The organism is Sphingopyxis solisilvae (assembly GCF_015475875.1).
Taxonomy (GTDB): Bacteria; Pseudomonadota; Alphaproteobacteria; order Sphingomonadales; family Sphingomonadaceae; genus Sphingopyxis; species Sphingopyxis solisilvae.
In genome coordinates this window covers 17,454-40,832 of the sequence record NZ_JADKYM010000024.1, presented here as the reverse complement: position 1 = coordinate 40,832, position 23,379 = coordinate 17,454, and the positions used below count along the sequence as shown (strand labels likewise).

At 65.7% G+C, this 23,379-nt stretch carries 21 protein-coding genes; 13 read left to right on the top strand and 8 right to left on the bottom strand.

All coding sequences use genetic code 11. The annotated features are described in order from the left end of the window. The first annotated feature begins 22 nt into the window (after positions 1-22). Together IR187_RS14335 and IR187_RS14330 are read left to right on the top strand one after the other, a co-directional pair. Positions 23-1,897, top strand: a complete 1,875-nt coding sequence (locus IR187_RS14335) for a DUF885 domain-containing protein (RefSeq protein ID WP_194955262.1) — start codon at positions 23-25, stop codon at positions 1,895-1,897. Then, positions 1,894-2,829: a DUF2268 domain-containing putative Zn-dependent protease gene (locus IR187_RS14330; RefSeq protein WP_194955261.1), complete on the top strand. Its 936-nt coding sequence runs from the start codon at positions 1,894-1,896 to the stop codon at positions 2,827-2,829. The genes IR187_RS14335 and IR187_RS14330 overlap by 4 nt, the downstream gene beginning before the upstream one ends. A 119-nt stretch (positions 2,830-2,948) precedes the next feature. Here IR187_RS14330 and IR187_RS14325 read toward each other — a convergent pair whose 3' ends face one another. Beyond that, positions 2,949-3,419 carry a hypothetical protein gene (locus IR187_RS14325; RefSeq protein WP_194955260.1) on the bottom strand — a complete coding sequence of 157 codons (471 nt, stop codon included), beginning with the start codon at positions 3,417-3,419 and terminating at the stop codon, positions 2,949-2,951. 49 nt (positions 3,420-3,468) lie between these two features. Beyond that, entirely contained in the window at positions 3,469-5,070 is a 1,602-nt protein-coding gene (locus tag IR187_RS14320; protein ID WP_194955259.1) for a phosphoenolpyruvate carboxykinase, read from the bottom strand. Between the two features lie 246 nt (positions 5,071-5,316). On the opposite strand from IR187_RS14320, the gene IR187_RS14315 reads away from it, so the two are divergent. From IR187_RS14315 to IR187_RS14280, 8 genes are all read left to right on the top strand, one after another. Next, a complete protein-coding gene (locus IR187_RS14315) occupies positions 5,317-6,027 on the top strand; it encodes a response regulator transcription factor (protein ID WP_194955258.1) in 711 nt (236 codons plus the stop codon). Continuing rightward, on the top strand, positions 6,020-7,624 hold the full coding sequence (locus tag IR187_RS14310) for a sensor histidine kinase (protein WP_194955257.1): 1,605 nt from the start codon (positions 6,020-6,022) through the stop codon (positions 7,622-7,624). Before IR187_RS14315 ends, IR187_RS14310 begins: the two co-directional genes overlap by 8 nt. Positions 7,625-7,812: 188 nt before the next feature. Further along, positions 7,813-8,259 (top strand): HPr kinase/phosphorylase, encoded by a 447-nt coding sequence (locus IR187_RS14305; RefSeq protein WP_194955256.1) that lies wholly within the window; start codon positions 7,813-7,815, stop codon positions 8,257-8,259. Next, positions 8,256-9,206, top strand: coding sequence for an RNase adapter RapZ (gene rapZ, locus IR187_RS14300; protein ID WP_194955255.1), 951 nt, complete (start codon positions 8,256-8,258; stop codon positions 9,204-9,206). Before IR187_RS14305 ends, rapZ begins: the two co-directional genes overlap by 4 nt. 38 nt (positions 9,207-9,244) lie before the next feature. After that, positions 9,245-9,649, top strand: a complete 405-nt coding sequence (locus IR187_RS14295; RefSeq protein WP_194955280.1) for a PTS sugar transporter subunit IIA — start codon at positions 9,245-9,247, stop codon at positions 9,647-9,649. Further along, positions 9,646-9,924 (top strand): HPr family phosphocarrier protein, encoded by a 279-nt coding sequence (locus tag IR187_RS14290; protein ID WP_194955254.1) that lies wholly within the window; start codon positions 9,646-9,648, stop codon positions 9,922-9,924. Before IR187_RS14295 ends, IR187_RS14290 begins: the two co-directional genes overlap by 4 nt. Before the next feature lie 4 nt (positions 9,925-9,928). Next, a complete protein-coding gene (locus tag IR187_RS14285) occupies positions 9,929-10,735 on the top strand; it encodes a TrmH family RNA methyltransferase (RefSeq protein WP_194955253.1) in 807 nt (268 codons plus the stop codon). Between the two features lie 96 nt (positions 10,736-10,831). Then, positions 10,832-11,536, top strand: a complete 705-nt coding sequence (locus tag IR187_RS14280; protein WP_194955252.1) for an META domain-containing protein — start codon at positions 10,832-10,834, stop codon at positions 11,534-11,536. A 123-nt stretch (positions 11,537-11,659) separates the two neighbouring features. Here the strand turns inward: IR187_RS14280 and rmuC are convergent, their stop codons facing one another. The 5 genes from rmuC to IR187_RS14255 are packed head-to-tail and all read right to left on the bottom strand — an operon-like array spanning position 11,660 to position 15,238. Further along, entirely contained in the window at positions 11,660-13,024 is a 1,365-nt protein-coding gene (gene rmuC, locus IR187_RS14275; protein ID WP_194955251.1) for a DNA recombination protein RmuC, read from the bottom strand. A gap of 50 nt (positions 13,025-13,074) precedes the next feature. Beyond that, on the bottom strand, positions 13,075-13,647 hold the full coding sequence (locus IR187_RS14270; RefSeq protein WP_194955250.1) for a hypothetical protein: 573 nt from the start codon (positions 13,645-13,647) through the stop codon (positions 13,075-13,077). A 15-nt stretch (positions 13,648-13,662) separates the two neighbouring features. Next, a complete protein-coding gene (locus tag IR187_RS14265) occupies positions 13,663-14,199 on the bottom strand; it encodes a CC0125/CC1285 family lipoprotein (RefSeq protein WP_194955249.1) in 537 nt (178 codons plus the stop codon). A 4-nt stretch (positions 14,200-14,203) separates the two neighbouring features. Continuing rightward, on the bottom strand, positions 14,204-14,686 hold the full coding sequence (locus tag IR187_RS14260; RefSeq protein ID WP_194955248.1) for a vgr related protein: 483 nt from the start codon (positions 14,684-14,686) through the stop codon (positions 14,204-14,206). 6 nt (positions 14,687-14,692) lie between these two features. Next, positions 14,693-15,238 (bottom strand): copper chaperone PCu(A)C, encoded by a 546-nt coding sequence (locus IR187_RS14255; RefSeq protein ID WP_194955247.1) that lies wholly within the window; start codon positions 15,236-15,238, stop codon positions 14,693-14,695. Between the two features lie 151 nt (positions 15,239-15,389). On the opposite strand from IR187_RS14255, the gene dnaK reads away from it, so the two are divergent. Both dnaK and dnaJ read left to right on the top strand, forming a co-directional pair. Next, a complete protein-coding gene (dnaK, locus tag IR187_RS14250; protein ID WP_194955246.1) occupies positions 15,390-17,297 on the top strand; it encodes a molecular chaperone DnaK in 1,908 nt (635 codons plus the stop codon). 121 nt (positions 17,298-17,418) lie between these two features. After that, on the top strand, positions 17,419-18,537 hold the full coding sequence (gene dnaJ / locus IR187_RS14245; protein WP_194955245.1) for a molecular chaperone DnaJ: 1,119 nt from the start codon (positions 17,419-17,421) through the stop codon (positions 18,535-18,537). Positions 18,538-18,727: 190 nt separating this feature from the next. Here the strand turns inward: dnaJ and IR187_RS14240 are convergent, their stop codons facing one another. After that, entirely contained in the window at positions 18,728-21,040 is a 2,313-nt protein-coding gene (locus IR187_RS14240; RefSeq protein WP_194955279.1) for a patatin-like protein, read from the bottom strand. Between the two features lie 126 nt (positions 21,041-21,166). Between IR187_RS14240 and IR187_RS14235 the strand changes: the two genes are divergently transcribed. Further along, positions 21,167-23,377, top strand: coding sequence for a TonB-dependent receptor (locus tag IR187_RS14235; protein WP_194955244.1), 2,211 nt, complete (start codon positions 21,167-21,169; stop codon positions 23,375-23,377). Positions 23,378-23,379 lie beyond the last annotated feature (2 nt).

Here is a 23,379-nt window from a genome sequence, read left to right as displayed (position 1 = left end):
CAAGTCGCAAGGGAGCCGCCGCGTGCATCACAGCCTGACCACCCCCTATAGCCGCCGTCAAACGCTCGGCGCCCTTGGTACCGGCGCCGCGGGCCTGGCGCTCACCGCCTGTACCGGACCCGCCGGGACCGGCGCTGGCATCGCCCCGTCACCGGCGACAGGCGGTCAGGCGGGCGCCGAGGCGCTGCTCGCATCGATCGGCGACAATCTGCTGGCGCTGTCGCCCGAGGGCGCGACCTCGCTCGGCATCGACACCGGCGCGCGCGCCGCCGAACGCGGCAAGCTGTCCGACCGGTCGGCCGCGGGCCAGCGCGCGGTTGCCGACACGCTGAAAGCCGACCTGGCGCGGGTGCGCGCGTTCGACAAGGCGGGGGTCGACCATGCCACGCGCACCAGCCTGGCGGTCGTCGAAAGCGCCTATGGCGTCGCGCTCGACGGTTTTGCCCTGCCCTATGGCGACGTCGCGGTCGGCGGGTGGCGCAACACGCCCTATGTCGTGATCCAGAATGTCGGCGCCTATATCGACGTGCCGCGCCTGCTGACCAGCGACCAGCCGGTCCAGACAAGCGCCGATGCCGAGGCCTATCTGGCACGCCTTGGCGCCTTTGCCGGCGCGCTCGACGGCGAAACCGGGCGGCTGAAGGACGCCGAAGGTCAGGGACTGATTGCCCCCGCCTTTCTGATCGACAAGGCGCTGCCGCAGATGGAGGCGACGCTGGCCGACGCGCGCCGCGGCGGCAGCATCGCCGACAGCCTGGCGACAAAAACCCGCGAGGCGGGGCTGGCGGGCGACTGGCGCGCCCGCGCCGCTGCGATCGCGCAGGGGCCGGTCGCCGCCGCGCTCGAACGGCAGATTGCCGCGCTACGCGCGCAGCGCAGCCGCGCGACGATGGACGCGGGGCTGTGGGCGCGGCCCGGCGGCGATGAATGGTATGCGTGGGGGCTGCGCGCCAGCACGACCACGACGATGACCCCCGACGAAATCCACCGCATGGGGCGCGCCGAACTCGCCGATTTGCAGGGGCAGATGGACCCGATCCTGAAGCGGCTGGGCTATACGCAGGGGTCTGTCGGCGACCGGATGAACGCGCTGGCCAAGGATCCGCGCTTTCAATTCCCGAACAATGACGCGGGCCGCGCCGAAATCATGGCCTATATCCAGACCTGGCTCGGCAAGATCCGCGCCGAAATGCCGCGCGCGTTCCGCACGCTGGTGCGCGGCAATGTCGAGGTGAAGCGCCTGCCGCTCGCCGAGGAGCCGGGTGCGCCCGCGGCCTATGGCGGCGCGGGGTCGATCGACGGCAGCATTCCGGGCAAATTCTGGATCAACCTGCACACCACCGACCTGCACAGCAAATATTCGCTGCCCGACCTGACCTTTCACGAGGCGATTCCGGGGCACGTCTGGCAGGGCGAATATGCCAACCAGATGCCGCTGATCCGCACGATGCTGGCGTTCAACGCCTATAGCGAAGGCTGGGCACTCTACGCCGAGCAGCTGGCCGACGAACTCGGCCTTTACGACGATTTTGAAGTGGGACGCTTGGGCTATCTGCAATCGCTGGCGTTCCGCGCCTGCCGCCTGGTCGTCGACACCGGGCTCCACGCCAAACGCTGGACGCGCGAGCAGGCGGTCGCGTTTTTCGTCCAGGAAAATGGTTCGAACCCGCTCGAGGTCGCAAGCGAAGTCGATCGTTATTGCAGCTGGGCCGGGCAGGCGTGCGGGTACAAGGTCGGGCACAGCGAGATCGTGCGGCAGCGCGGACTGGCGCAGGCGGCGCTCGGGCCGAAATACGACCTGCGCGATTTCAACGACGTGGTCGTGAAGGGCGGCAATGTCCCGCTCGACGTGCTCGCGCAGAATGTCGAGGAATATGTGGCGGGAGCAAAAGCATGAAGCGCCGCGCGACCGCAGCCGTCGCCCTCGCGGCGGCCCTGATCGCCGCCACGTCGGCCCACGCGTCCGATCGCCCCGCCGCGGCGCCGCGCGTGGTGATCGACACCTCCGACGTCGAGCGTTTCTTTGCGCTCTACGACGATCCGGAATTCGCGTCGGACCCCGATGCGTTGGCCGCGCGCTACCTTGCCACCCCATCGCCGGGGCTGGTCGAATTCATGGCAATGCGCCGGATCACGCCCGAACGGCTTGCCGCGGCGCTGCGCGCCAATCCGCAGGTGTTTGCCGACGCGCGCGGCTGCGCCGCAAAGCTGGGCAACATCCGCGGCCGACTGGTGACCGCGACCGACCGCTTGGCCGCGCTGTATCCGTCGGCCAAATTTCCGCCGATCACCATCGCCATTGGGCGCGCGACCACCGCCGGCACCGCCAATGCGAAAGGCCTGTATATCGGGCTGGAAGCCTTGTGCGCCGCCAAATTTATCGAGCCGAATGACGAAAATCGCTTCGTGAACGTCATCGCGCACGAATATATCCACGCCCAGCAGCCGCTGGCGCAGTCTGAAAGCCGTGACATGACGGTGCTTCATGCCGCGCTGGTCGAGGGCGCCGCCGAGTTCGTTGCCGAGCAAATTTCGGGCTCGGTCGGTTTTCCGTTGCTTCACAAATGGACGAAGGGCCGCGAGGCCGAGCTGGAAACCGCCTTCCTGGCCGAAAAGGATCAAGTCGCGATCGGATCGCGCTGGCTTTATAACCAGCAGGGCAGCGATGGTTGGCCGGGCGACCTCGGCTATTGGGTCGGCTATCGCGTCGCCAAGGCGCATTATGCGCGGTCGCCCGACAAGGCCGCGGCGCTGCGCGAGATCATCGAGATGCAGGATCCCGCCGCCTTCCTCGCGGAAAGCGGATGGACGCCGGGGATGGCGCTTTAGCGCATGATCGTCCCTGATTGACCAAGCAATGTGCTCCCGCGAAGGCGGGAGCCCATCACCGGCCGGCGCCATGTTGAACCGGCCGGAGATGGGTCCCCGCCTTCGCGGGGACACAGCGTTCATTCAAGGCTGATCGCACGATGGCCCGGCAAGGGCGCCAGATCCGGCTCGACAAACCCCCGCCGCGCCGCGACCGAAAATAGCAGGTCGCGGCTGTAAAAGCGCAGCGGCCAGTCGCGGCGCCCCATCGGCGCGTGGAGCAGCGCATTGACGCGCGCCGCAAGCCCGGTCTCGTCGGTCTCCGTCAGGAACAGCCGCACCCCGGCGACATAGGCGCGGGTGATGCTGTCGTGATAGCCATTATGGTCGTCGTTCACCCCGCCGACGCTTTCGTTGAAGCGGCGGATGATGGGGCCGATGTCGGCGTCGATGTCGATGTCGGGGCGCTCGGCGAGCAGCCACAGGCACGCGGCCAGATGCGCCTCGTGCGTCCACGCCTCGCGCGGCAGCGTGCAGGCGAGCAGTCCCTCGCCCAGCATGCGGATGTCGGAATCGCGCCCGAACAGGCGCGGTTTATGGTCGGTGGTCATCGGTCTGGTCCTTCCGGGTGATCTGCCACCCGGAAGATATCCGGGTCAATTATGCTGCGACGACTGCCTGCGGTGCTGCCTGGCGGACGCCTTCGTCGACATGGCTTTCAAATTGCGCGAAATTGTCGATGAATTGGCCGACGAGCGTTTGCGCGGTGCGGTCATAGGCGGCCTTGTCGACCCAGGCTTCGCGCGGGTCGAGCAGCGCCGAGTCGACGCCCGGCACCGCGACCGGAACCATGAAGCCGAAGTTCGGGTCCTTGCGGAATTCGGCATCGTTCAGGCTGCCGTCGAGCGCGGCGTTAAGCAGCGCGCGGGTCGCCTTGATCGGCATCCGCTTGATGCCGTCCATCGTCGCCATGCCGCCGGTCCAGCCGGTGTTGACCAGCCAGCACTGGACGCCGCCCTTGGCGATGCGTTCTTTCAGCAAATTGCCATAGACCGACGGGTGGCGCGGCATGAAGGGGGCGCCGAAACAGGTCGAGAAGGTCGCCTCGGGCTCGGTCACGCCGATTTCGGTGCCGGCGACGCGCGCGGTATAGCCCGACAGGAAGTGATACATCGCCTGGTCCGGCGTCAGCTTTGCGATCGGGGGCAGCACGCCATAGGCATCGGCGGTCAGCATGATGATATTCTGCGGGACCGGCCCCATATTCTGTTCCGACGTGTTCGGAATGAAGTCGATCGGGTATGAACCACGGCTGTTCTCGGCGAGGCTCGCGTCGTCGAAATCGAGTTCGCGCGTTTCGGGGTCCATCACGACATTTTCGAGCACCGTGCCGAAACGCTTGGTGGTCGCGAAAATCTCCGGCTCGGCCTCAGGCGACAGGCGGATCATCTTCGCGTAGCAGCCGCCCTCGAAATTGAAGACCGCGGTGTCCGACCAGCCATGCTCGTCGTCACCGATCAGCGTGCGCGAGGCGTCGGCCGACAAGGTCGTCTTGCCCGTGCCCGACAGGCCGAAAAAGACCGCGGTATCGCCCTTCGGGCCGATGTTCGCCGAGCAGTGCATCGGCATCACGCCCTTCACGGGCAGCAGATAGTTGAGGATGCCGAACACCGACTTTTTCATTTCGCCGGCATATTGCGTGCCGCCGATCAGGATCAGCTTTTCGGTGAAGTTGACCGCGATGACGGTTTCGGTGCGCGAGCCATGCCTTGCCGGATCGGCGCGGAAGCTCGGCAGGTCGATGATCGTATATTCGGCCGCGAACGCCGCCAGTTCCGCCGCGGTCGGGCGGCAGAGCAAGGTGCGGATGAACTGGCTGTGCCAAGCGAATTCGGTGATCACCTGCACCCCGACGCGATGTTCGGGCTGCGAGCCGCCGAACAGCTGCTGGCGATAAAGACGCGGGCGATCGGCCAGATGGGCGAAGAAATCGGCCTTCAAGGCCGCGAAATGTTCGGGCGTCATCGGGACATTGGTCTTGCCCCACCAGATCGTGTCGCGCGTCTCGTCATCCTGGACGATGAACTTGTCCCTGGCGCTGCGGCCGGTGTGCTTGCCGGTCTGGACGACGAGCGGGCCATCCTTGGCGAGCAGGCCTTCGCCGTGGCGGACCGCATCCTCGATCAGCGCCGACGTCCCCAGATTTTCCGCCACATCGGCCCGCGTTTCGACGGTGTCGCTGCCGATCACAACCTTGGTCATCTCTCTCGCCTTTCCTTCGCCCGCGGCCTTTTCGCATAGGTATGCAAGACATGCCATGCGAAAGCGTTTGGGCCCGCATGAACATGGGGTGCCGACGGGTCGTCGATTCCGAAATCCCGGTCGCGTTAGCGAGGATGGGCGACAAGGTCAAAAGATTAAAGGGTGAATCGCGGGCAAGCCGTGCGCGGTTGTCGCTGGGCGCCGGATCGGCTAGTCCGCTTCGCGGGTCGGCCCAACGGAAAGAGCATGACGGCAACCATCGCGCTGGTCGACGACGACCGCAACATCCTGCAATCCCTGTCGATCGCGCTGCAGGCCGAGGGATTTGTGACGCGTGTCTATTCCGACGGCGAGGCGGCGCTGAAGCCGCTGGTCGACAATCCGCCCGACCTGGCCGTCTTCGACATCAAGATGCCCCGGATGGACGGGCTCGAACTGCTCCGCCGCCTGCGCGAAAAAAGCCAGCTGCCGGTCATTTTCCTCACCAGCAAGGACGACGAGATCGACGAGGCGCTGGGGCTCGCGATGGGCGCCGACGATTATATCGCCAAGCCTTTTTCCCAGCGCTTGGTGATCGCGCGCATCCGCGCCATCCTGCGCCGCGTCGAACTGAACCGTGCGCCGCCGGGCGGCGACGACGAACCGGTGAGCGAGCCGATCACCCGCGGGCGGCTGGAAATGGATCCGGCGCGGCACAAGGTCAGCTGGGACGGCAAGGACGTCACGCTGACCGTCACCGAATTTCTGATCCTCGAAACGCTGGCCAGCCGCCCCGGCATCGTGCGCAGCCGCAACCAGTTGATGGATGCCGCCTATCAGGACGATGTCTATATCGACGACCGCACGATCGACAGCCACATCAAACGCCTGCGCCGCAAGTTCCGCGAGGTCGATCCCGATTTCGACGCCATCGCCACCTTGTACGGCGCGGGTTATCGCTTTGCCGACGATGGCTGATCCGCGCTCCCCCGACGCGAGCGCCGCCGAACAGGAGGAGGCACCGCTGGTCTGGTCGGCGCGCTGGTCGCTGACCACGCGTATCCTGGCGGTCAATGTGCTCGCCGTGGCGCTGCTCGCGGGCGGCTTTTATTACCTCGACACCTATCGCAGCCGCCTGGTCGATACGCGCATCGAGGTGATGAAGGACCAGCTGGCGCTGCTCGACAGCGCGCTCGAGGCCGCCCGCCCCGATCAACGCGAGCGCCTGATCGCCGACTTCACCACCGCAACCGAATCGCGGCTGCGCTTCTACGCCGCCGACGGTCGCCTGCTGTCCGACAGTTTCGCGACCGGCCCCGTTACCTATACACTGCGCGACCCCGATTTGCAGGCGTGGCAGCGCGACGCCGCGCGCGCAATGGACCGCGGCATCGACTGGATCGTCGGCGCGCCTGCCTATCCCGACTTTCGCGAACCCGCCGTCGACCGCGCCGCGGCCTGGCCCGAAGTCGTCGAGGCGCAGCAGCGCGGCGACATGGCGGTGCGGTTCCGCTATGCACCCGAACGGACGCCGCTGCTGAGCGCCGCCACCGTCGTCGATCTCGACCGGCCGCAAATCATGTTGATGACGCTGAACGCGCGCGACATCACCCGCACCGTGCGCGCCGAACGGTTTCGCCTCGCGATCGTCGTCGCGATGGTGCTGATCACCTCGATCCTGCTGTCGCTGTTCCTGGCGCGGACCATCGTGCGCCCGCTGCGGCGGCTGGCGCGCGCGGCGGTGCGCGTCCGTCTTGGCCGCGCGCGCGAGGTCGTCGTCCCACGCCTGCCCAGCCGCCGCGACGAAATCGGCACACTCGCCCGCGCCTTGTCGGACATGACGCAGGCGCTGCGCCAGCGGATCGACGCGGGCGAGCATTTCGCCGCCGACGTGACGCACGAACTCAAGAACCCGATCGCGTCGGTGCGGTCGGCGATCGAGGGGCTCGGCCGCGTCACCGACGACGCACAGCGCGCGCAGCTGCTCGCGATCGCCGACGAGGATGTCCGGCGACTCGACCGGCTGGTGAGCGATATCAGCGAGGCGAGCCGCGTCGACGCGCAATTGTCGCGCACCCTGTTCGAGCCGATCGACGTCGGGATGATGATCGAATCAATGCTGGCGGCGCGCCAGGCGCGGATCGATGCCGACGCGCCGCACCCGCGGCTGGCCTTTGCCCGCCCGCGCAAGGGCACGACGCTGGTGATGGGCGACGGCCACCGGCTGGAACGCGCGATCGATAACGTGATCGACAATGCGATCAGCTTTTCGCCGCCGACGGGGCTGGTGTGCATCGCCGCGACGCGGCTGGGCGACGAGGTGCATATCCGCGTCGATGACGACGGCCCGGGGATCGACCCCGCCCAGCGCGAGGCGATTTTTCGCCGTTTTCACAGCGATCGCCCGGCGGGCGAAGCCTTTGGCCGCCACAGCGGACTGGGCCTCGCCATCGCCCGCACAATCATCGAGGGACATAATGGCACGATCAGCGCGCGCGACCGCGACGACGGCAAGCCGGGCGCCAGCCTGCTGATGACGCTGCCCGCCAGCGACGACGGAACCGACGCGAGTTGAACATCCTCCCTGTGGCGCAGCCATGGGGAGGTGGCAGCGCGCAGCGCTGACGGAGGGGCAATAGCGCCTACGTCGCAACGCCCCTCCACCATTCGCTTCGCGAACGGTCCCCCTCCCCATCGCTGCGCGACAGGGAGGATCGGTTTGTCGCCTTGCGGCCCCGCTTGGTCGCCGGTAAGCCATGCGCCATGCTTCCGAGCCGGACCAGAACCGAAATCGTCAATATCCACGCCAGCTGCGTGACCGCGGGCAATGGCGGGGTGCTGATTCTGGGCAATTCGGGCCAGGGCAAGTCCGACCTGGCGCTGCGCCTGATCGATCGCGGCGCCAAGCTGGTCGCCGACGACCGCTGCGACATCTGGTTCGACCGCGGCCGGCTGTGGTGCCGCCCCCCCGAAAATCTTGCCGGCAAGCTGGAGGTGCGCGGAATCGGCATTGTCGAGCGCCCGTGGACCGCACCGGTGCCGCTGGCGCTCGCGGTGCGGCTGACCGACCGTTACGACCGCATGCCCGCCGTGGGACAGTTTGAAACCGTCGCGGGGCATCCCTTGCCCGCGTTGCTGTTGTCGGCATTCGAGGTATCGGCGCCGATCAAGATATTGCTCGCGCTCGAACGGCTGGCGCCCGCGGCATGACCGCGCAATCCAACCCGGGCGCCGAGTCGCGGCTGCTCCTCGTCACCGGCCTGTCGGGCGCGGGCAAATCGACGGTGCTGAAAGTGCTCGAGGATCTGGGCTGGGAGGTTGTCGACAACCTGCCGCTGGCGCTGCTCGAAACGCTGATCGACGCGCCGGTGAAGCGCGGCCAGGCGGGGCGGCCGCTCGCGGTCGGCATCGACAGCCGCAGCCGGGGCTTTCGGCCGGCATTGCTCGTGCAGCGGATCAAGGCGCTGCGCGAGGGCGGCGGCCGCGACATCCAGACTTTGTTCCTCGATTGCGCGGGCGCCGAGCTCGAACGCCGCTTTTCCGAAACGCGCCGCCGTCATCCGATGGCCGAGGACCGCCCCGCCGCCGACGGCATCGCGCGCGAACGCGAGATGATGGAGCCGCTGCGCCGCTGGGCCGAACATGTCATCGACACCACCAATTACAGCAGCAACGATTTGCAGCAGGAGGTGCGCCAGCGGTTCGGCGACGCCGACGACAATGAACCGGTACTCAATATATTGAGCTTCGGTTTCGCGCGCGGGCTGCCGCGCAATGCCGATCTGGTGTTCGACATGCGCTATCTGCGCAATCCGCACTGGGACGCGGAATTGAAGCCCGGCACCGGGCTCGATGCCGATGTCGCCGCCTATGTGCAGGCCGACCCGGCGTATGAAGACAGCGTGGCGCAGATCGAAAGGCTGATCCTGACCTTGCTGCCGCGGTATCGCTCCGAGGGCAAAAGCTATGTCACCATCGCCTTTGGCTGTACCGGCGGACGCCACCGGTCGGTGCATGTCGCGGCGCGGGTCACCGAAACGCTGCGCGCGTCCGGATATGAGCCAGCTTTGACCCACCGCAACCTTGACTCTGCCCCGCAAGATGCGCTTGAGGGCAAACCCCCGCCCGCGCGATCCGCCGGTGGCGGAAAACCATAAGGGTCGACAACTGCATGCCGAATGACAAGGCTTTGCCGCTGCTGGGAATGGTGCTGGTGACGCACGGCCGCCTTGCCGAAGAAATGGTGCGGGCGATGGAGCATGTCGTCGGACCGCAACGCGCGATCGCGACGGTGTGCATCGGCCCCAACGACAATATGGAAATGCGCCGCCGCGAAATCGCCGACGCGATCCGCGCGGTCGATGAAGGCCGCGGTGTCGTGATGCTGACCGACCTGTTCGGCGGCACGCCGTCGAACCTCGCGATCAGCCTGCTCGAAGCGGGGCGCACCGAAGTGATCGCAGGGGTCAACCTGCCGATGCTGATCCGGCTGGAAAGCGCGCGCAAGTCGATGGAACTGCGCGCCGCCGTGATCGCGGCCAAGGAAGCGGGGCAGAAATATATCTCGGTCGCCTCCGAAATGCTGGGGGTGGGTTCGTGAGTTCGGTCTCCGAAACGGTCGAGATCACCAACCAGCGCGGGCTGCACGCGCGCGCCAGCGCCAAATTCGTCACCTTCGTCAGCCGCCTCCCCGACACCGTCTCGGTCGAGGTCGAAAAGGGCGGGTCGCGCGTCAACGGCACGTCGATCATGGGCCTGATGATGCTGGGCGCCGCGAAGGGCGATTCGATCACGATCCACACCAGCGGCGAAGGTGCCGACGCCGCGCTGCTCAAACTGGTCGGGCTGGTCAAGGACAGCTTCGGCGAGGATTGACGGCATGCGCCGTTCCACCATCGAAAGCCTGTCGAACCCACTGGTCAAGCGGATGCGGCTGCTGCGCGAAAAGCGCCATCGCCGGGCCGAAGGGCTGTTCCTCGCCGAAGGTCTGCGGATCGCGACCGAGGCGCGCGAGGCGGGGGTGTTGCCCTTGTGGCTGTTCCTTGGTCCCGAGGGCGACGCGCATCCGCTCGTCGCGGCGCTGGTCGCCGACACGCTGGCGGCGGGCGGCGAGGTGATCGATACCACCGCGGCAATCCTGTCCAAATTGTCGGGCAAGGACAATGCGCAGACGGTGGTCGGCATCTACGCCGAACCCGCAGCGACGCTGGCCGAACTCGACCGAACGGCCGCGCCGATCTGGCTCGTTGCCGAGCGGCTGCGCGATCCCGGCAATCTCGGCACGATGCTGCGCACCGGCGATGCGGTCGGCGCGGGCGGGCTGATCCTCCTCGACGAAAGCACCGATCCCTATGCGGTCGAAGCGGTGCGCGCGAGCATGGGAGCGATCTTTACCCAGAAACTGGTGCAGGCGCGCTGGGAGGAATTTCTGCCCTGGCTGCGCGGCGGGCCGGGGCAGCTCGTCGCGACCTGGCTGGGCAATGATACGCAGGATTATCAGGCGGTGCGCTATGCCGCGCCGACCTTCGTGCTTGTCGGCAATGAATCGCAGGGACTGCCCCCCGAATATGCCGCCGCCGCCGACGTGCGGGTCAAAATGCCGATGCTGGGCAAGGCCGACAGTCTGAACGCCGCGGTCGCCACCGCGGTGATGGCCTATGAGGTGCTGAACCAGCGGCGACGCTGACCCTTGGGCGGCATTTCGGTTCAGCTTCCGGCCAACAACATGCTATTATCGCGGCCTCGCTGTCCGTTCGCATCGAGGGAAGCATAGGAGCCTGAGATGATCCGCTTGTTGCCCCTGCTTGTGCTGCCCGCACTCGCCGCTTGCATGCCTGCCGAGGCGCCGCCGCAGAGCCCGGGCGAAACTCCCGCCGCCTATATGGCGCTCGGCACCGAACCCGGCTGGACGCTCGAGATCACCCCCGGCCGGATCAACTATGACGGCGATTATGGCGCGACCAAGATCATGGTGCCCAACCCCGGCGCCACGCCGACCGCCACTGGCCGTCGCTATGCCGCGGGCCGCCTGTCGGTCGAGATCAGCAGCGGGGCGTGCAGCGACGGCATGAGCGACCGGCGCTACGCCGACACGGTGCGCGTCGTCGCCGACGGGCGGACGCTGACGGGGTGCGGTGGCGGCATCCTGCCGCCCGACGCACTCGCGGGCAGCACCTGGAGCTTTGTCTCGATCGCCGGAACGCCGGTGGCGACCGACCGTCCGACATCGCTGGCGTTCGAAGCCGACCGGCTGAGCGGCAGCGCCGGGTGCAACCGCTTTTCGGGCGGCTATTCGGTCACGGACGGCACGTTGACCGCCGGGCCGCTGATGGCGACCCAAATGGCCTGCCCCGGCGCCGGAATGGCGCAGGAAAGCGCCTTCTTCACGCTGATGCGCGGACCGGTGACGATGCGTTTTCCGACCGACGGGACGCTGGTGCTGACCGGCGAAGGCGGGCAGACGGCGGTGCTGAAACGGGTGATCTAGACGGGCACGCCACCACCTCGATCCCCGTTCGTGTCGAGCGAAGTCGAGACACGCTTGGATTGCACTCGACTTCACGTGTCTCGACTTCGCTCGACACGAACGGAACCAGGGTTCGGCGCCCAACTACTCCCCCGCGTCGTTGACCGCGGCCGGTGCGCCGCCGGCGCCCGCCAGCTTGGCCAACGGGCGCGCCGCCTGTTCGGCCACCGGCAGCACCGGGATTTCCTTGCCGCCGGTTTCGATGTCGAGCGCCTCGAAACGCTTGGCCTGCGTCAAGACCTGCGATTCGAAGCTGCCGACGAAGGCATTATAGGCGCCCGTCGCCTGATCGAGATTCTTGCCCACACGCGCGATGTGCGATCCCATCACCGACATGCGGGCATACAGCTCCTTGCCCAGCGCCGCGATCTCGCGCGCCTTCCCCGCGAGCTTCTCCTGCCGCCACACCGCCGCGACGGTCCGCGCGATCGCGATCAAATTGGTCGGGGTGGCGAGCAGCACCTTGCGGTCGAAGGCATAGTCCCACAATTCATGGTCGTGATCGAGCGCGGCGGCGAGGAAATGCTCGCCCGGCACGAACATCACCACATAATCGGGCGTATCGTCGAACTGGTTCCAGTAACTTTTGGCGCCGAGCATATTGACGTGGTTCTTCATCGCCGCCGCATGCGCCGCCAGATGCGTCGCCCGCTCGCCCTCGTCGACCGCGCCGAACGCGTCCTGATAGGCGTTGAGCGAGACCTTGGCGTCGATCACCAGGCTTTGCCCGCCCGGCACCCGGACGATGACATCGGGGCGCAGCCGTCCGCCCTCGCCGTCGGTCACACTGACCTCGGTCTGGAAATCGGCGTGCTCCGACAGACCGCAGCTTTCGAGCACGTTCTTGAGTTGCTGTTCGCCCCAGCGCCCGCGCGCCTTGGGCGCGTTGCGCAGTGCGTTGACCAGCTTCGCGGCTTCGCTCGACACGCGCTCGTTCTGCGCGCGCATCGATTCAATCTGGCCCTGCAACATGCCGAACGCGCTTTGCCGCTCGGTTTCCACCTTCTTCACCTCGGTCTCATATTTCTCCAGCCGCTCGTGAACGGGTTGCAGCAGCGCGCGCAGATTCTGCCCCGCGGTCGCCTCGCTTTCCTTGAAGCGCGCTTCGGCGCGGTCGAGAAACGCCTTTTGCGCCTCACCCAGCATCACCTGTCCGACCTCGCGGAACTGTGCCGTCAGCGCCGCCTTCGCGTCCTCAAGCTGCCGGATCTGCGCATCATGCGCGGCGTCCTTTTCCTTCTGCGCGGCGCGCAGCGCCGACAGCTGGATATCCGCGGCCTTACGCGCTTCGGCCTCGGCAGCCAGGTCGGTCACCGCCGTCTTGAACCGCTCCGCCAGCCCGTCGCGTTCGGCATGGAGCGCACCCGACTGGCGCCCTGCGAACAGCCAGCCGATCAGACCGCCAATGGCGAGGGCAACAAGGGCGACGAGCAGTGAGAGTCCATCCATCTGCGGAACATAGGACGAACGCCGCCCATCTGGCTAGTCGGTATTTCTGATCACAGCAGGTAGATGACGACGTAACGCAGGATGAGCGCCAAAAGGATCGCGATGCTCCAGCGGCGGTCGTTGACCACCATCGCCGCGGCCATCAGCGCGACGAGAACGATCGTCATCATCCATGCGAGCGGGCGCGCCAGACTGACAGAAAGATCGGGCTGCGACAGGTAAAAGCCAAGCTGGGCGCCGAGCAGCACCAGCAGCAGGCCGAGCACAATGCGCCGGACGCGGAAATAATGGACGTCGAGATTGGCGAAGCCTTCGGGATGCGAGGGGAACACCATCCGTGCGGCGAGGAAATAGACCGCCGCAAAAGCGGCAACGCCCATCAGCACCGTGTTCGATACGGTCAGGCTGCTGCGCGCGATCCATGCGGCGCTCCAGAAGGACAGGAGATCGAGCATCACGAAGATCGCGAGCAGCGGGGTCAGCCAGCCGATCGAAAACGCTTCGCGTTCCGCTTGCGCCGCAAATCTTACTTCGAGCGCGCGGCCCAATCCGCCGAGCAGCTCGACCATCGAGAGGCCGAGAAGGAGGCTGTAGAGCGCGAAGATAAATTCGAAATCGCTCATGGTGATCGCGCGACACTAATCTTTGACGGGACGACGATGGCCAGCCTGTTTCATGATCGGCCTTAGTTCGTTCAACACCTGTGCGGTATCGAAGTTGGCGCACGCACTTCGATCTGGGCCTTCGCAATTCAACTCGGAGTTCTTTTCCCGTTTGCCAACGGCTACAAGTTTCGCTGTCTGGCCCTTGCTCGTCATATAACCAATCGATGTTGAAGTCGCGATGGCATGCGTATTGAATCGGACGCTACCGCTGACAACCTGAAAATATGGATACCCATTCGCTTGAGCGAGTTCGGCAGTGCGATAAATAGCCGCTTTTTCAGCAAAGCCTTCCGTTGAGGCAACATTGGACAGGAATCGAACTTCCCACCTGCCTGGCTCCATTTGTTTGTCCGAATAGCCACCGCCGACACCCAGCTTTTGATAATGTGTTCCAGCACATGCCGACAAAACCGTCATAATCGCTACAAGGCTTATTCGTCCCTTCATAATCCCCCCAATACAAGTAATCCACAATGCGAAGTGCCTAGGACAAAGCTTCAAACGTTTCACGGCGTCAATCTAAATCGTTCTCACCCTCAAACGGCAACATCGCGCGATACGCCTCCACCCCCGGCCCGCCGCCGACGATCACGCCTTGGGTCAGCAACCAGTAATGGCGCACAATCTCCGCCTGCTGTTCCAGCCCGTAGCGTTGCAGCAGCCAGCCCGGTTTCAAGGTATAATTATAGGTCGCGAACGGATGGCGCATCAGCACCAGATACCAGCGGCCGCGCGTCTGCGCCTGCCACACATGGACCATTTCGTGGATGAACAGCCCTTTGAGCCGCTGCGACGCGGCGCTGAAATCGTCGCAATAGAGGTCACCGTGCGGGTTGAAATGCAGGCTGCCCATCGGCGCCATCACGACATGGCGGGGTTGGAAAAAAATCCATTTGTGGTGACAGACGCGCACGCGGTCATAGGCGATCGCATCGCCGAACACGGTGCGCGCGAGCGCGACTTCGCCGCTGGTCAGGGGCCGCGAGGCGTGCGCCATCCGCGCTTACTGCTTGGCTGCGTCGGCCGCCGCCTTGTCCTCGCCCTTGTCCTCGCCATGCCCCATGGCGTCATGGTCCATCGCCGCTTCGCTACCCGCCGCGGCACCCTCGGCGGGCTTGATGACCATGTCGAACAGGATGCGTTCATTGTTGTTGTTGGTGAACACGAACGCCATCGGCAGCTTGCCCGCGCGCACTGCAGCGCCGTTGATGCCCCAGATCATCAGATGTTTGCCGCCCTGTTTGAACACCAGCTCGCCCTTGGCCGGAACGTCGGCGCTGGTGATCGGCTTCATCGTCATGACGCCGTTTTCGCGGAGGCTTTCGTGCATTTCGACGCGCTGCGCGAGGTCGGTAGTGACCGCCACCAGCTGGACCGGCTGGGGACCGCCCTGGACGCGGAAATAGCCGACGGCTGGCCGGTCGGGCGTCGCGCCCATGACGACATGGCCGCTGACGACATTGAGCGGTTTCGCCGCGCCGAGATTGTCACCGCAGGCAGACAGGGTCAGTGCGGTGGCGGCAAGAGCGGCAAAAGCGAAGGGTTTCATTTCGGGAGACTCCGTAACAGCGCGGGATTTCCTGTCCCCGATAAGCCCTCAAAGCCCTTGTGCCAAGGATTAGCGCACCTATATCGCGCCCAGAACCCCATGTCCGGCGTGCCTTTTCAGGGCGCCGCAGAAGCAACAAGGACGAGTATAAATGGCAAAAGTGATCGGGATCGACCTCGGCACCACGAACAGCTGTGTCGCGGTGATGGAAGGCGGCAAGCCCAAGGTTATCGAAAATGTCGAAGGCACGCGGACGACGCCGTCGATCGTCGCCTTTGCCAAGGACGGCGAGCGGCTGATCGGTCAGCCGGCCAAGCGCCAGGCGGTCACCAACCCCGAGAACACCGTGTTCGCGGTCAAGCGCCTGATCGGCCGCCGTTTCGACGATCCGATCACCAAGAAGGACACCGAACTGGTCCCCTATACCATCGTCAAAGGCAGCAACGGCGACGCTTGGGTCAAGGCGGGCGGCGAGGATTATTCGCCATCGCAGATTTCGGCCTTCATCCTGCAGAAGATGAAGGAAACCGCCGAAGCCTATCTGGGCGAAAAGGTCGAGCAGGCGGTGATCACCGTTCCCGCATACTTCAACGACGCCCAGCGTCAGGCGACCAAGGACGCCGGCAAGATCGCAGGGCTCGAAGTGCTGCGCATCATCAACGAGCCGACCGCGGCGGCGCTCGCTTATGGGCTCGACAAGACCGAGAACAAGACGATCGCGGTTTATGACCTTGGCGGCGGCACCTTCGACATCTCGATCCTCGAGGTCGGCGACGGCGTGTTCGAGGTGAAGTCGACCAACGGCGACACCTTCCTGGGCGGTGAAGATTTCGACTCCAAGCTGGTCGAATTCCTCGCCGACACCTTCAAGAAGGACGAAGGCATCGACCTGCGCGGCGACAAGCTGGCGCTCCAGCGTCTGAAGGAAGCCGCCGAAAAGGCGAAGATCGAACTGTCGTCGGCCGCGACGACCGAGGTCAACCTGCCCTTCATCACCGCCGACGCCAACGGGCCGAAGCACCTGGTCAAGACGATCACCCGCGCCGACCTGGAAAAGCTGGTCGAGGAACTGGTCAAGCGCACGCTGGAACCGTGCAAGAAGGCGATCAAGGACGCGGGTGTCAGCGCCAAGGACATCGACGAAGTCGTGCTCGTCGGCGGCATGACCCGCATGCCGCGCGTCCGTGAAGTCGTGAAGGATTTCTTTGGCAAGGAACCGCACACCGGCGTGAACCCCGATGAAGTCGTCGCGATCGGCGCCGCGATCCAGGCCGGCGTGCTGCAGGGCGACGTCAAGGACGTGCTGCTGCTCGACGTCACCCCGCTGTCGCTGGGCATCGAGACGCTGGGCGGCATCATGACCAAGATGATCGACCGCAACACGACGATCCCGACCAAGAAAAGCCAAGTCTATTCGACCGCCGACGACAATCAGTCGGCGGTGACGATCCGCGTGTTCCAAGGCGAGCGCGAAATGGCGCAGGACAACAAGCTGCTCGGCCAGTTCGACCTGGTCGGTATCCCCCCCGCGCCGCGCGGTGTGCCGCAGATCGAGGTGACCTTCGACATCGACGCCAACGGCATCGTGTCGGTCCACGCCAAGGACAAGGGCACCGGCAAGGAACAGCAGATCAAGATCCAGGCTTCGGGCGGCCTCAGCGACGCCGACATCGACCAGATGGTCAAGGACGCCGAGCAGTTCGCCGAAGAGGACAAGAAGCGCCGCGAGGCCGCCGAGGCGAAGAACAACGCCGAAAGCCTGATCCACTCGACCGAACGCCAGATCGCCGAGCATGGCGACAAGGTCGACGCGGGCCTGAAGTCCGAGATCGAGGCGGCAGTTGCCGAAGCCAAGGCCGCGGTCGAAGGCGGCGACAGCGCGGCGATGACCGAAAAGAGCCAAGCACTTGCCCAGGTCGCAATGAAGCTGGGCCAGGCGATCTACGAAAAGGAACAGCAGGCCGCCGCAGCCCCCGGCGGTGACGAGGCTGGCGAGACGAAGGCCGACGAAGATGTCGTCGACGCCGAATTCTCCGAAGTCGAAGACGACAAGAAATAAGATGGAAGCGCGCCGCCGCGCCATAAATAGGGACAGTCCCTGTTTATCCGGTGCGGCGGCTGCGTTTGCCTCGAACCAGAGGGGATAAATAGGGACTGTCCCTATTTATGGGTTGAACGCCATGTCACTCGACATCGATTATTACGAACTGCTCGAATGCGAACGCACCGCGGACGAGGCGACGCTGAAGGCCAGCTATCGCAAGCTCGCGATGAAATATCACCCCGACAAGAATCCGGGGTGCAAGGACAGCGAAGCGCGCTTTAAAGCGATCAGCGAGGCCTATGACTGCCTGCGCGATCCGCAAAAGCGTGCTGCCTACGACCGGTTCGGCAAGACCGGTAGCCCCAATGGCTTCGGTGGCGGCAATGCCGATTTCGGCGATATCGGCGATATTTTCGAATCGATCTTTGGCTCGGCGTTCGGCGGCGGGCGCCAGCAGCGCGGCCCGGCGCGCGGCGCCGACCTGCGTTACGACATGGAAATCCGGCTGGAAGATGCCTTCACCGGCGTCACCCGCGAGATCCAGGTCGATGTCGCGGCACGCTGCGACGCGTGCGACGGTTCGGGGGCCAAGCCTGGTACCCAGACGAGCCGCTGTTCGACCTGCGCCGGCCACGGCAAGGTGCGCGCGCAGCAGGGTTTCTTCATGGTCGAGCGAACCTGCCCGACCTGTCAGGGCGCGGGCGAGGTCATCGCCGACCCCTGTGGGCAGTGCCATGGCGAAGGCCGCGTCGACCGGCGCAAGACGCTGACCGTCACCATCCCGCCGGGGGTCGATGAAGGGACGCGAATTCGCCTGTCGGGCGAAGGCGAGAGCGGCGCGCGCGGCGCGGCGCCCGGCGACCTCTACATCTTCCTCCACATGGCACGGCACAAGGTTTTCGAGCGGGAGGGTACGACGCTGTTCACCCGCGCGCCGATCAGCTTCACCACCGCGGCGCTGGGCGGCGAGATCAGCATTCCCGGCCTCGACGGCACGCGGCACGACATCAACATTCCCGCGGGCATCCAGTCGGGCAAGCAATTGCGCCAGCGCGGCGCCGGCATGCCGGTGCTGAACGGCCGCGGCCACGGCGACCTGGTCGTGCAGATCGACGTCGAAACTCCGACGCGCCTGAGCGCCCGGCAAAAGGAATTGCTGCGCGAATTCCGCGAGACCGAGACCGGCGACGAATGCCCGGCGAGCCAGGGCTTTTTCGGGCGGATCAAGGATATGTGGGACGATCTGACGGATTGAATATTCTTCCCTCTCCCCTTGAGGGAGAGGGTTGCGAAAACTTGGCAGCTTGCTGCGTAGTTGAAGCTGGGTGAGGGGTCGGCGGTTTCAACGAAACCGCGCGAGCTTCGCTCGCAACCCCTCATCCAACTGCGGCTAGTTCGCTTCGCTCACAAGCCTTTGTATCCTTCTCCCGCAAGGGGAGAAGGGATCATTCCTGCCCGATCTCGCCCCGCAACTCCGCAATCAACCCCGCCACCTTCGGCAACCGCCCCTCCTCCTCGTCCAATATCGCGTGGAAGGCGCGCCGCTTGGTCGCCGCGAGATCGTCGGCGCCGAGCGCGTCGGCCACGCTGCTCGCCACAATATCGATCAGCCGGTCGGCGCCGTGCAGGCGGCCCCACAGATAGTCATTCTCGCGGTAGGCGCGGCTGAAGAAGGCGCCGAAGCTGTTGAACTCGATCCCCTTCAGCATCGCCGCCGCGCCGCCGGTGCGGATCGCCGTCGCGTCCGACGGCGAGATGCGGTCGATCTTGATCGGGTCGAACTCGTCGAACCCCTCGCCCTGGAGCAGCGGCAAGGTCGCGATGTCGTAAAAGGGATAACCCAAATAAGCGAGCAGCAGCGTCCGCCGGTCGTCCTTCGGCAAAGCCGCCAGCCCGGCGGCGATCAATATATCGGCCTCGGCATCGGCGGCGACCAGATCGCGTCGCTGCGCAATGGCGTCGATCCAGTCGCCGGGCGCCGTATCGACGGGTACGTCCAGCCCGGCGAGCCAATTGTCGCCTTCGCGTTCCAGATAGAGGCCGAGCGCAGCGAAAATCGCCTTGCGCATATCCTCGCACACCGGGTCGCGCCCGTCGCGCGTCGCCTCGACCGCGGCATCGAGCTCGCGCGCCAGAAAGCGCAGACGGCGGATCCGGAACCCCAGGTCGTGGATGCGGAAAAAGTCGATCGCATCGCCGCTGGCGCCCGCCCCCTTGCGCCCCGAGATACGGTCGAGGCCGCGCGCGCGCACCTCGTCCCACAAAGCACGGCGCCGGTTCGCGCGATGAATTTCCCCTTCCGCGGGCGACAGCCGGTCGATCGTCCGCACCAGTTCCTCGACCACCGCCGACAGTTTGAGGTGGCCATAGGGCGCATAGGCGAAACCGGCGCGCGCCGCGGCCTGTTCCTGCGCCCGCGCCCGCCATTTGGCGAGCCGCGCGGGGGTCGGCGTATCGAGAAAAAAGGTCGAGCCGAACAGCGCCGCCACTTGTTCCTCGACCTCGACCTTCATCGCATCGACGACGCGCTGCATCCGGCGGATCCGGCGCGACATGCCCTCGATCGCCTCGACATTGTCGCGAATCGGCTGTTCGCGCGGAATTTCGGACAGCGCGCCGAGGATCGTCGACAGAAAACCGGGCAAGCGCGGTTCGCCGCCGTCCGCTGCCGCACCGGGCTTGCCAAAGCTGATCGAGCGGAAATCGGGCTTTGGGTCGATATAGACAAAACGCCGGTCGATCTCGCGCCGCGCCGGGCGCTGCTTGAGCGCCGCGATGGCAGGGCGGAACGGTGCGTTCGCCAGCACCGACCCGTCGATCAGCACCCGGTCGGCGGGATCGGCTTCGTCGCTCGCGGGCAACTGCACCTGCAAAAAGGCGTCGCGCGACGGCCAGGCGATCTTCCGCTTTTCGATCACGCGGTCGATTTCGCGCAGCGTAAACGGCGGAAAGGCGCCCGGGAAACTGGCGGTCGCGCGCGCGGCGGTGGCCAGCGCGGGAACGTCGCCGAGGTCGCTGCCCGGCGCGCCGCCGCGGCGAAATTGCAGGATCAACCGATGTTCCTGTTCGCTGACCCGCGGCGGGCTGTTGAGCGACAGCGGCATGCTGTGCCCGGCGAAATCGGTGACCGATACGAACAGGTCGACCGGCTGGCCGTCGGGCACCAGCGCCGGCCCCTGCGGCCCTGCGTCCATCGCGGCAAAGGCATCGAACAGCAGGCCCGAAAAAATCTCGCCGCCGAACGGCGGTTCGAACCATCGCGCGCGGACGAAGCGCGACAGCTTCGCCCGCACCTCCTCCTGCGCCGCCTCGCCCACCGTGCGGTCGATCACATTGCCGCGCTTTTTCATCGCCCAGCCGGCGATCGGCACCGCCCAGAATTTGGTCGCCGCGGACAGCGGGCGCGCGTCGGGATCGAGCAGGCTGTCGACATCGGCATCGTCCAGCCACAGGTCGGTGAGCGGGTCGAGCGACTGGCCGGTGGCGAGCGCGCGCGCCAGGAAAATGCCGTTGATCCCGCCCGCGCTGGCCCCCGCGACGATATCGGTGAGGACGCGGAGCCGCACCGCGCTGTTCGCCTCGATCGCGCCGATCAGATCGCGATAGACGGCGCACGAGCCGTCAACCGCGCGGCGCTCGTGGAAGGCGCGCGACGCGGCGGCGAGCCGCCACACCTCCTTCGTAATGCCGTGCATATAGACGGCGAGGCTGATGCCGCCGTAGCAAATCAGGGCGAAGCGCAGTTCCTTTTCCCGCATCGACGACATGATAGCGCCGTTTCGGTGCCCTGTCGCGGAAGTTGGCAAAGTTTACGGTCTGCTGCCGCCATTTCTCTTGCATATGCAAATCGCTCGCATTAGCGGCGCTCCAAACAGGAGTTAAGAATGATTCGCAAGTTGATCGTCGCCGCGCTCGCCTCCACCGCACTGTCGGCCCCCGCCGTCGCGCAGGCGGCCGATGACGCCGAAGCCACTGACGCGACGATCGTCGTCACCGCGGCGCGCACCATCCTGCCGCCCAATGCGCTGCCGCTGACGATCGACATCATCGACAAGCAGGCGCTCGACCAACAGATTGCGATTTCGGGGTCGGTCACCGATGCCGTTGCGACGCTGACCCCCAGCTTTTCACCGACGCGGCAGAAATTGTCGGGCGCGGGCGAAACGCTGCGCGGCCGTTCGCCGCTCTATGCGATCAACGGCATTCCGCAATCGACCCCGATGCGCGACGGCAGCCGCGACGGCTTTACCATCGACGGCTTTTTCATCGACCGCGTCGAGCTGATCTATGGGTCGAACGCGCTGCAAGGCATCGGCGGCACCGGCGGCATCGTCAATCAGGTCACCGTGGGAGCGCCGGCCGAAGAAGGTCTCGGCGGCCGCGTGCTGATCCAGGGCACCGCCGACGATGGTTTCACCAAGGACGGTCTGGGCGGCAAGGTTGCGGGGCTGGTCCAGTACAAGGCGGGGCGCTTCGACGCGACGGTCGGCGCCGCATGGGAAAATCGCGGCGCCTTTTACGACGGACAGGGCCGCCGCATCGGGCTCAACCTGACGCAGGGCGAGACGCAGGATTCGCGGACACTGTCGCTGTTCGCGCGGCTTGGCTATGAACTTTCGTCGTCGGCGCGGATCGACCTGATCGCGAGCCGGTACGAGCTGGAGGGCGACGGCGATTATGTCGCGATTCCCGGCAACCGCCTGACCGGGGTGCCGACGAGCGCGGTGCGTGGCAATCCGCCGGGGGTTCCCGCCGCGAACCGCGTCGAGACGGCAGCGCTGTCGCTGACCGACAGCGACCTTTGGGGTGGCAATTTCGTCAGCCAGATTTTCTTCAACCGCAGCCGCGACACCTTTGGCGGCGAGGTCGCGCCGATCGCGACCTTTCAGGATCCGGCAATCGCCCCCGTCGGCACGCTGTTCGACCAGTCGCAGAACCGCAGCCGCAAGCTGGGCGCCAAATTCAGCTATGAACGCGCGCTGCCCGGGTTCGAGGATCTGACGTTGACCGTCGGGTTCGACGCGCTGCTCGACAAGACCGAACAGGCGCTGATCGCGACCGGTCGCGTCTGGGTTCCGCCCAGCGATTTTCGCAGCCTCGCCCCTTTCGGCCAGGCCAATTTGAAACTGTTCGACGGCCTGGTGCGGCTGGCGGGCGGGGTGCGCTGGGAAAATGTCCGGATCCAGATCGACGATTATCGCACCCTGGCGTCGACGACCTTCCGCGCCTGTTCGGCAACGGTCACGACCAATTGCGGCCCGTCGACCTATGGCGGCGTCGCGGTCGGCGGCGGCACGCCACGCTTCGACGACCTGCTCGTCAACGGCGGTGTCATTATCGAACCGTGGGCGGGTATTCGCGCCTATGCGAGCTATGCCGAAGGTTTCACCGTTCCCGACATCGGCCGCATTACGCGCGCGGTGAACCAGCCGGGGGTCGACATCGACACCTATCTGGATATTTCGCCGGTGGTGTCGAACAACCGCGAGATCGGGTTCGAGGTCAAGCGCGGCCCGCTCGACGCCAGCGCGACCTATTTCTGGTCGTCGAGCGACAAGGGCCAGCTGCTGATCGCGCGTCCCGACCGCATTTTCGACGTCCAGCGGCAGCGCGTCGAGATCGAGGGGCTGGAAATCAATCTGGGCGTCGCGCTGCCGATCGACGGGCTCAGGATCGGTATCGGCTATGCGCACCTCAATGGGCGGTACGACAGCGACAGCGCGAACCCCGACGGGATCGTCGATACCGACCTCGACGGCGTCAACATCTCGCCCGACCGCGTCAACCTCAACGCCAGCTACAACAAGGGACCGCTGTCGGCGCGCGTGCAGACGCAATTTTTTCTGAACCGGACCTTCCACGCCGACGTCGGCAAGCCGCAGCCCGACCAACGCAACAATTTCGGCGGTTACAATGTCACCGACGCCAGCATCCGTTACCAGACCGGCCTCGGCGGGCTGAGCCTGTCGGCGCAGAATCTGTTCGACAAATTCTACATCGACTATTCGAGCGACACGCGGCTGCCGACCGACAATCTGGCATTCTTTGCCGGGCGCGGGCGGACCTTCACGCTGGGCTGGGACTACCGGTTTTAGGT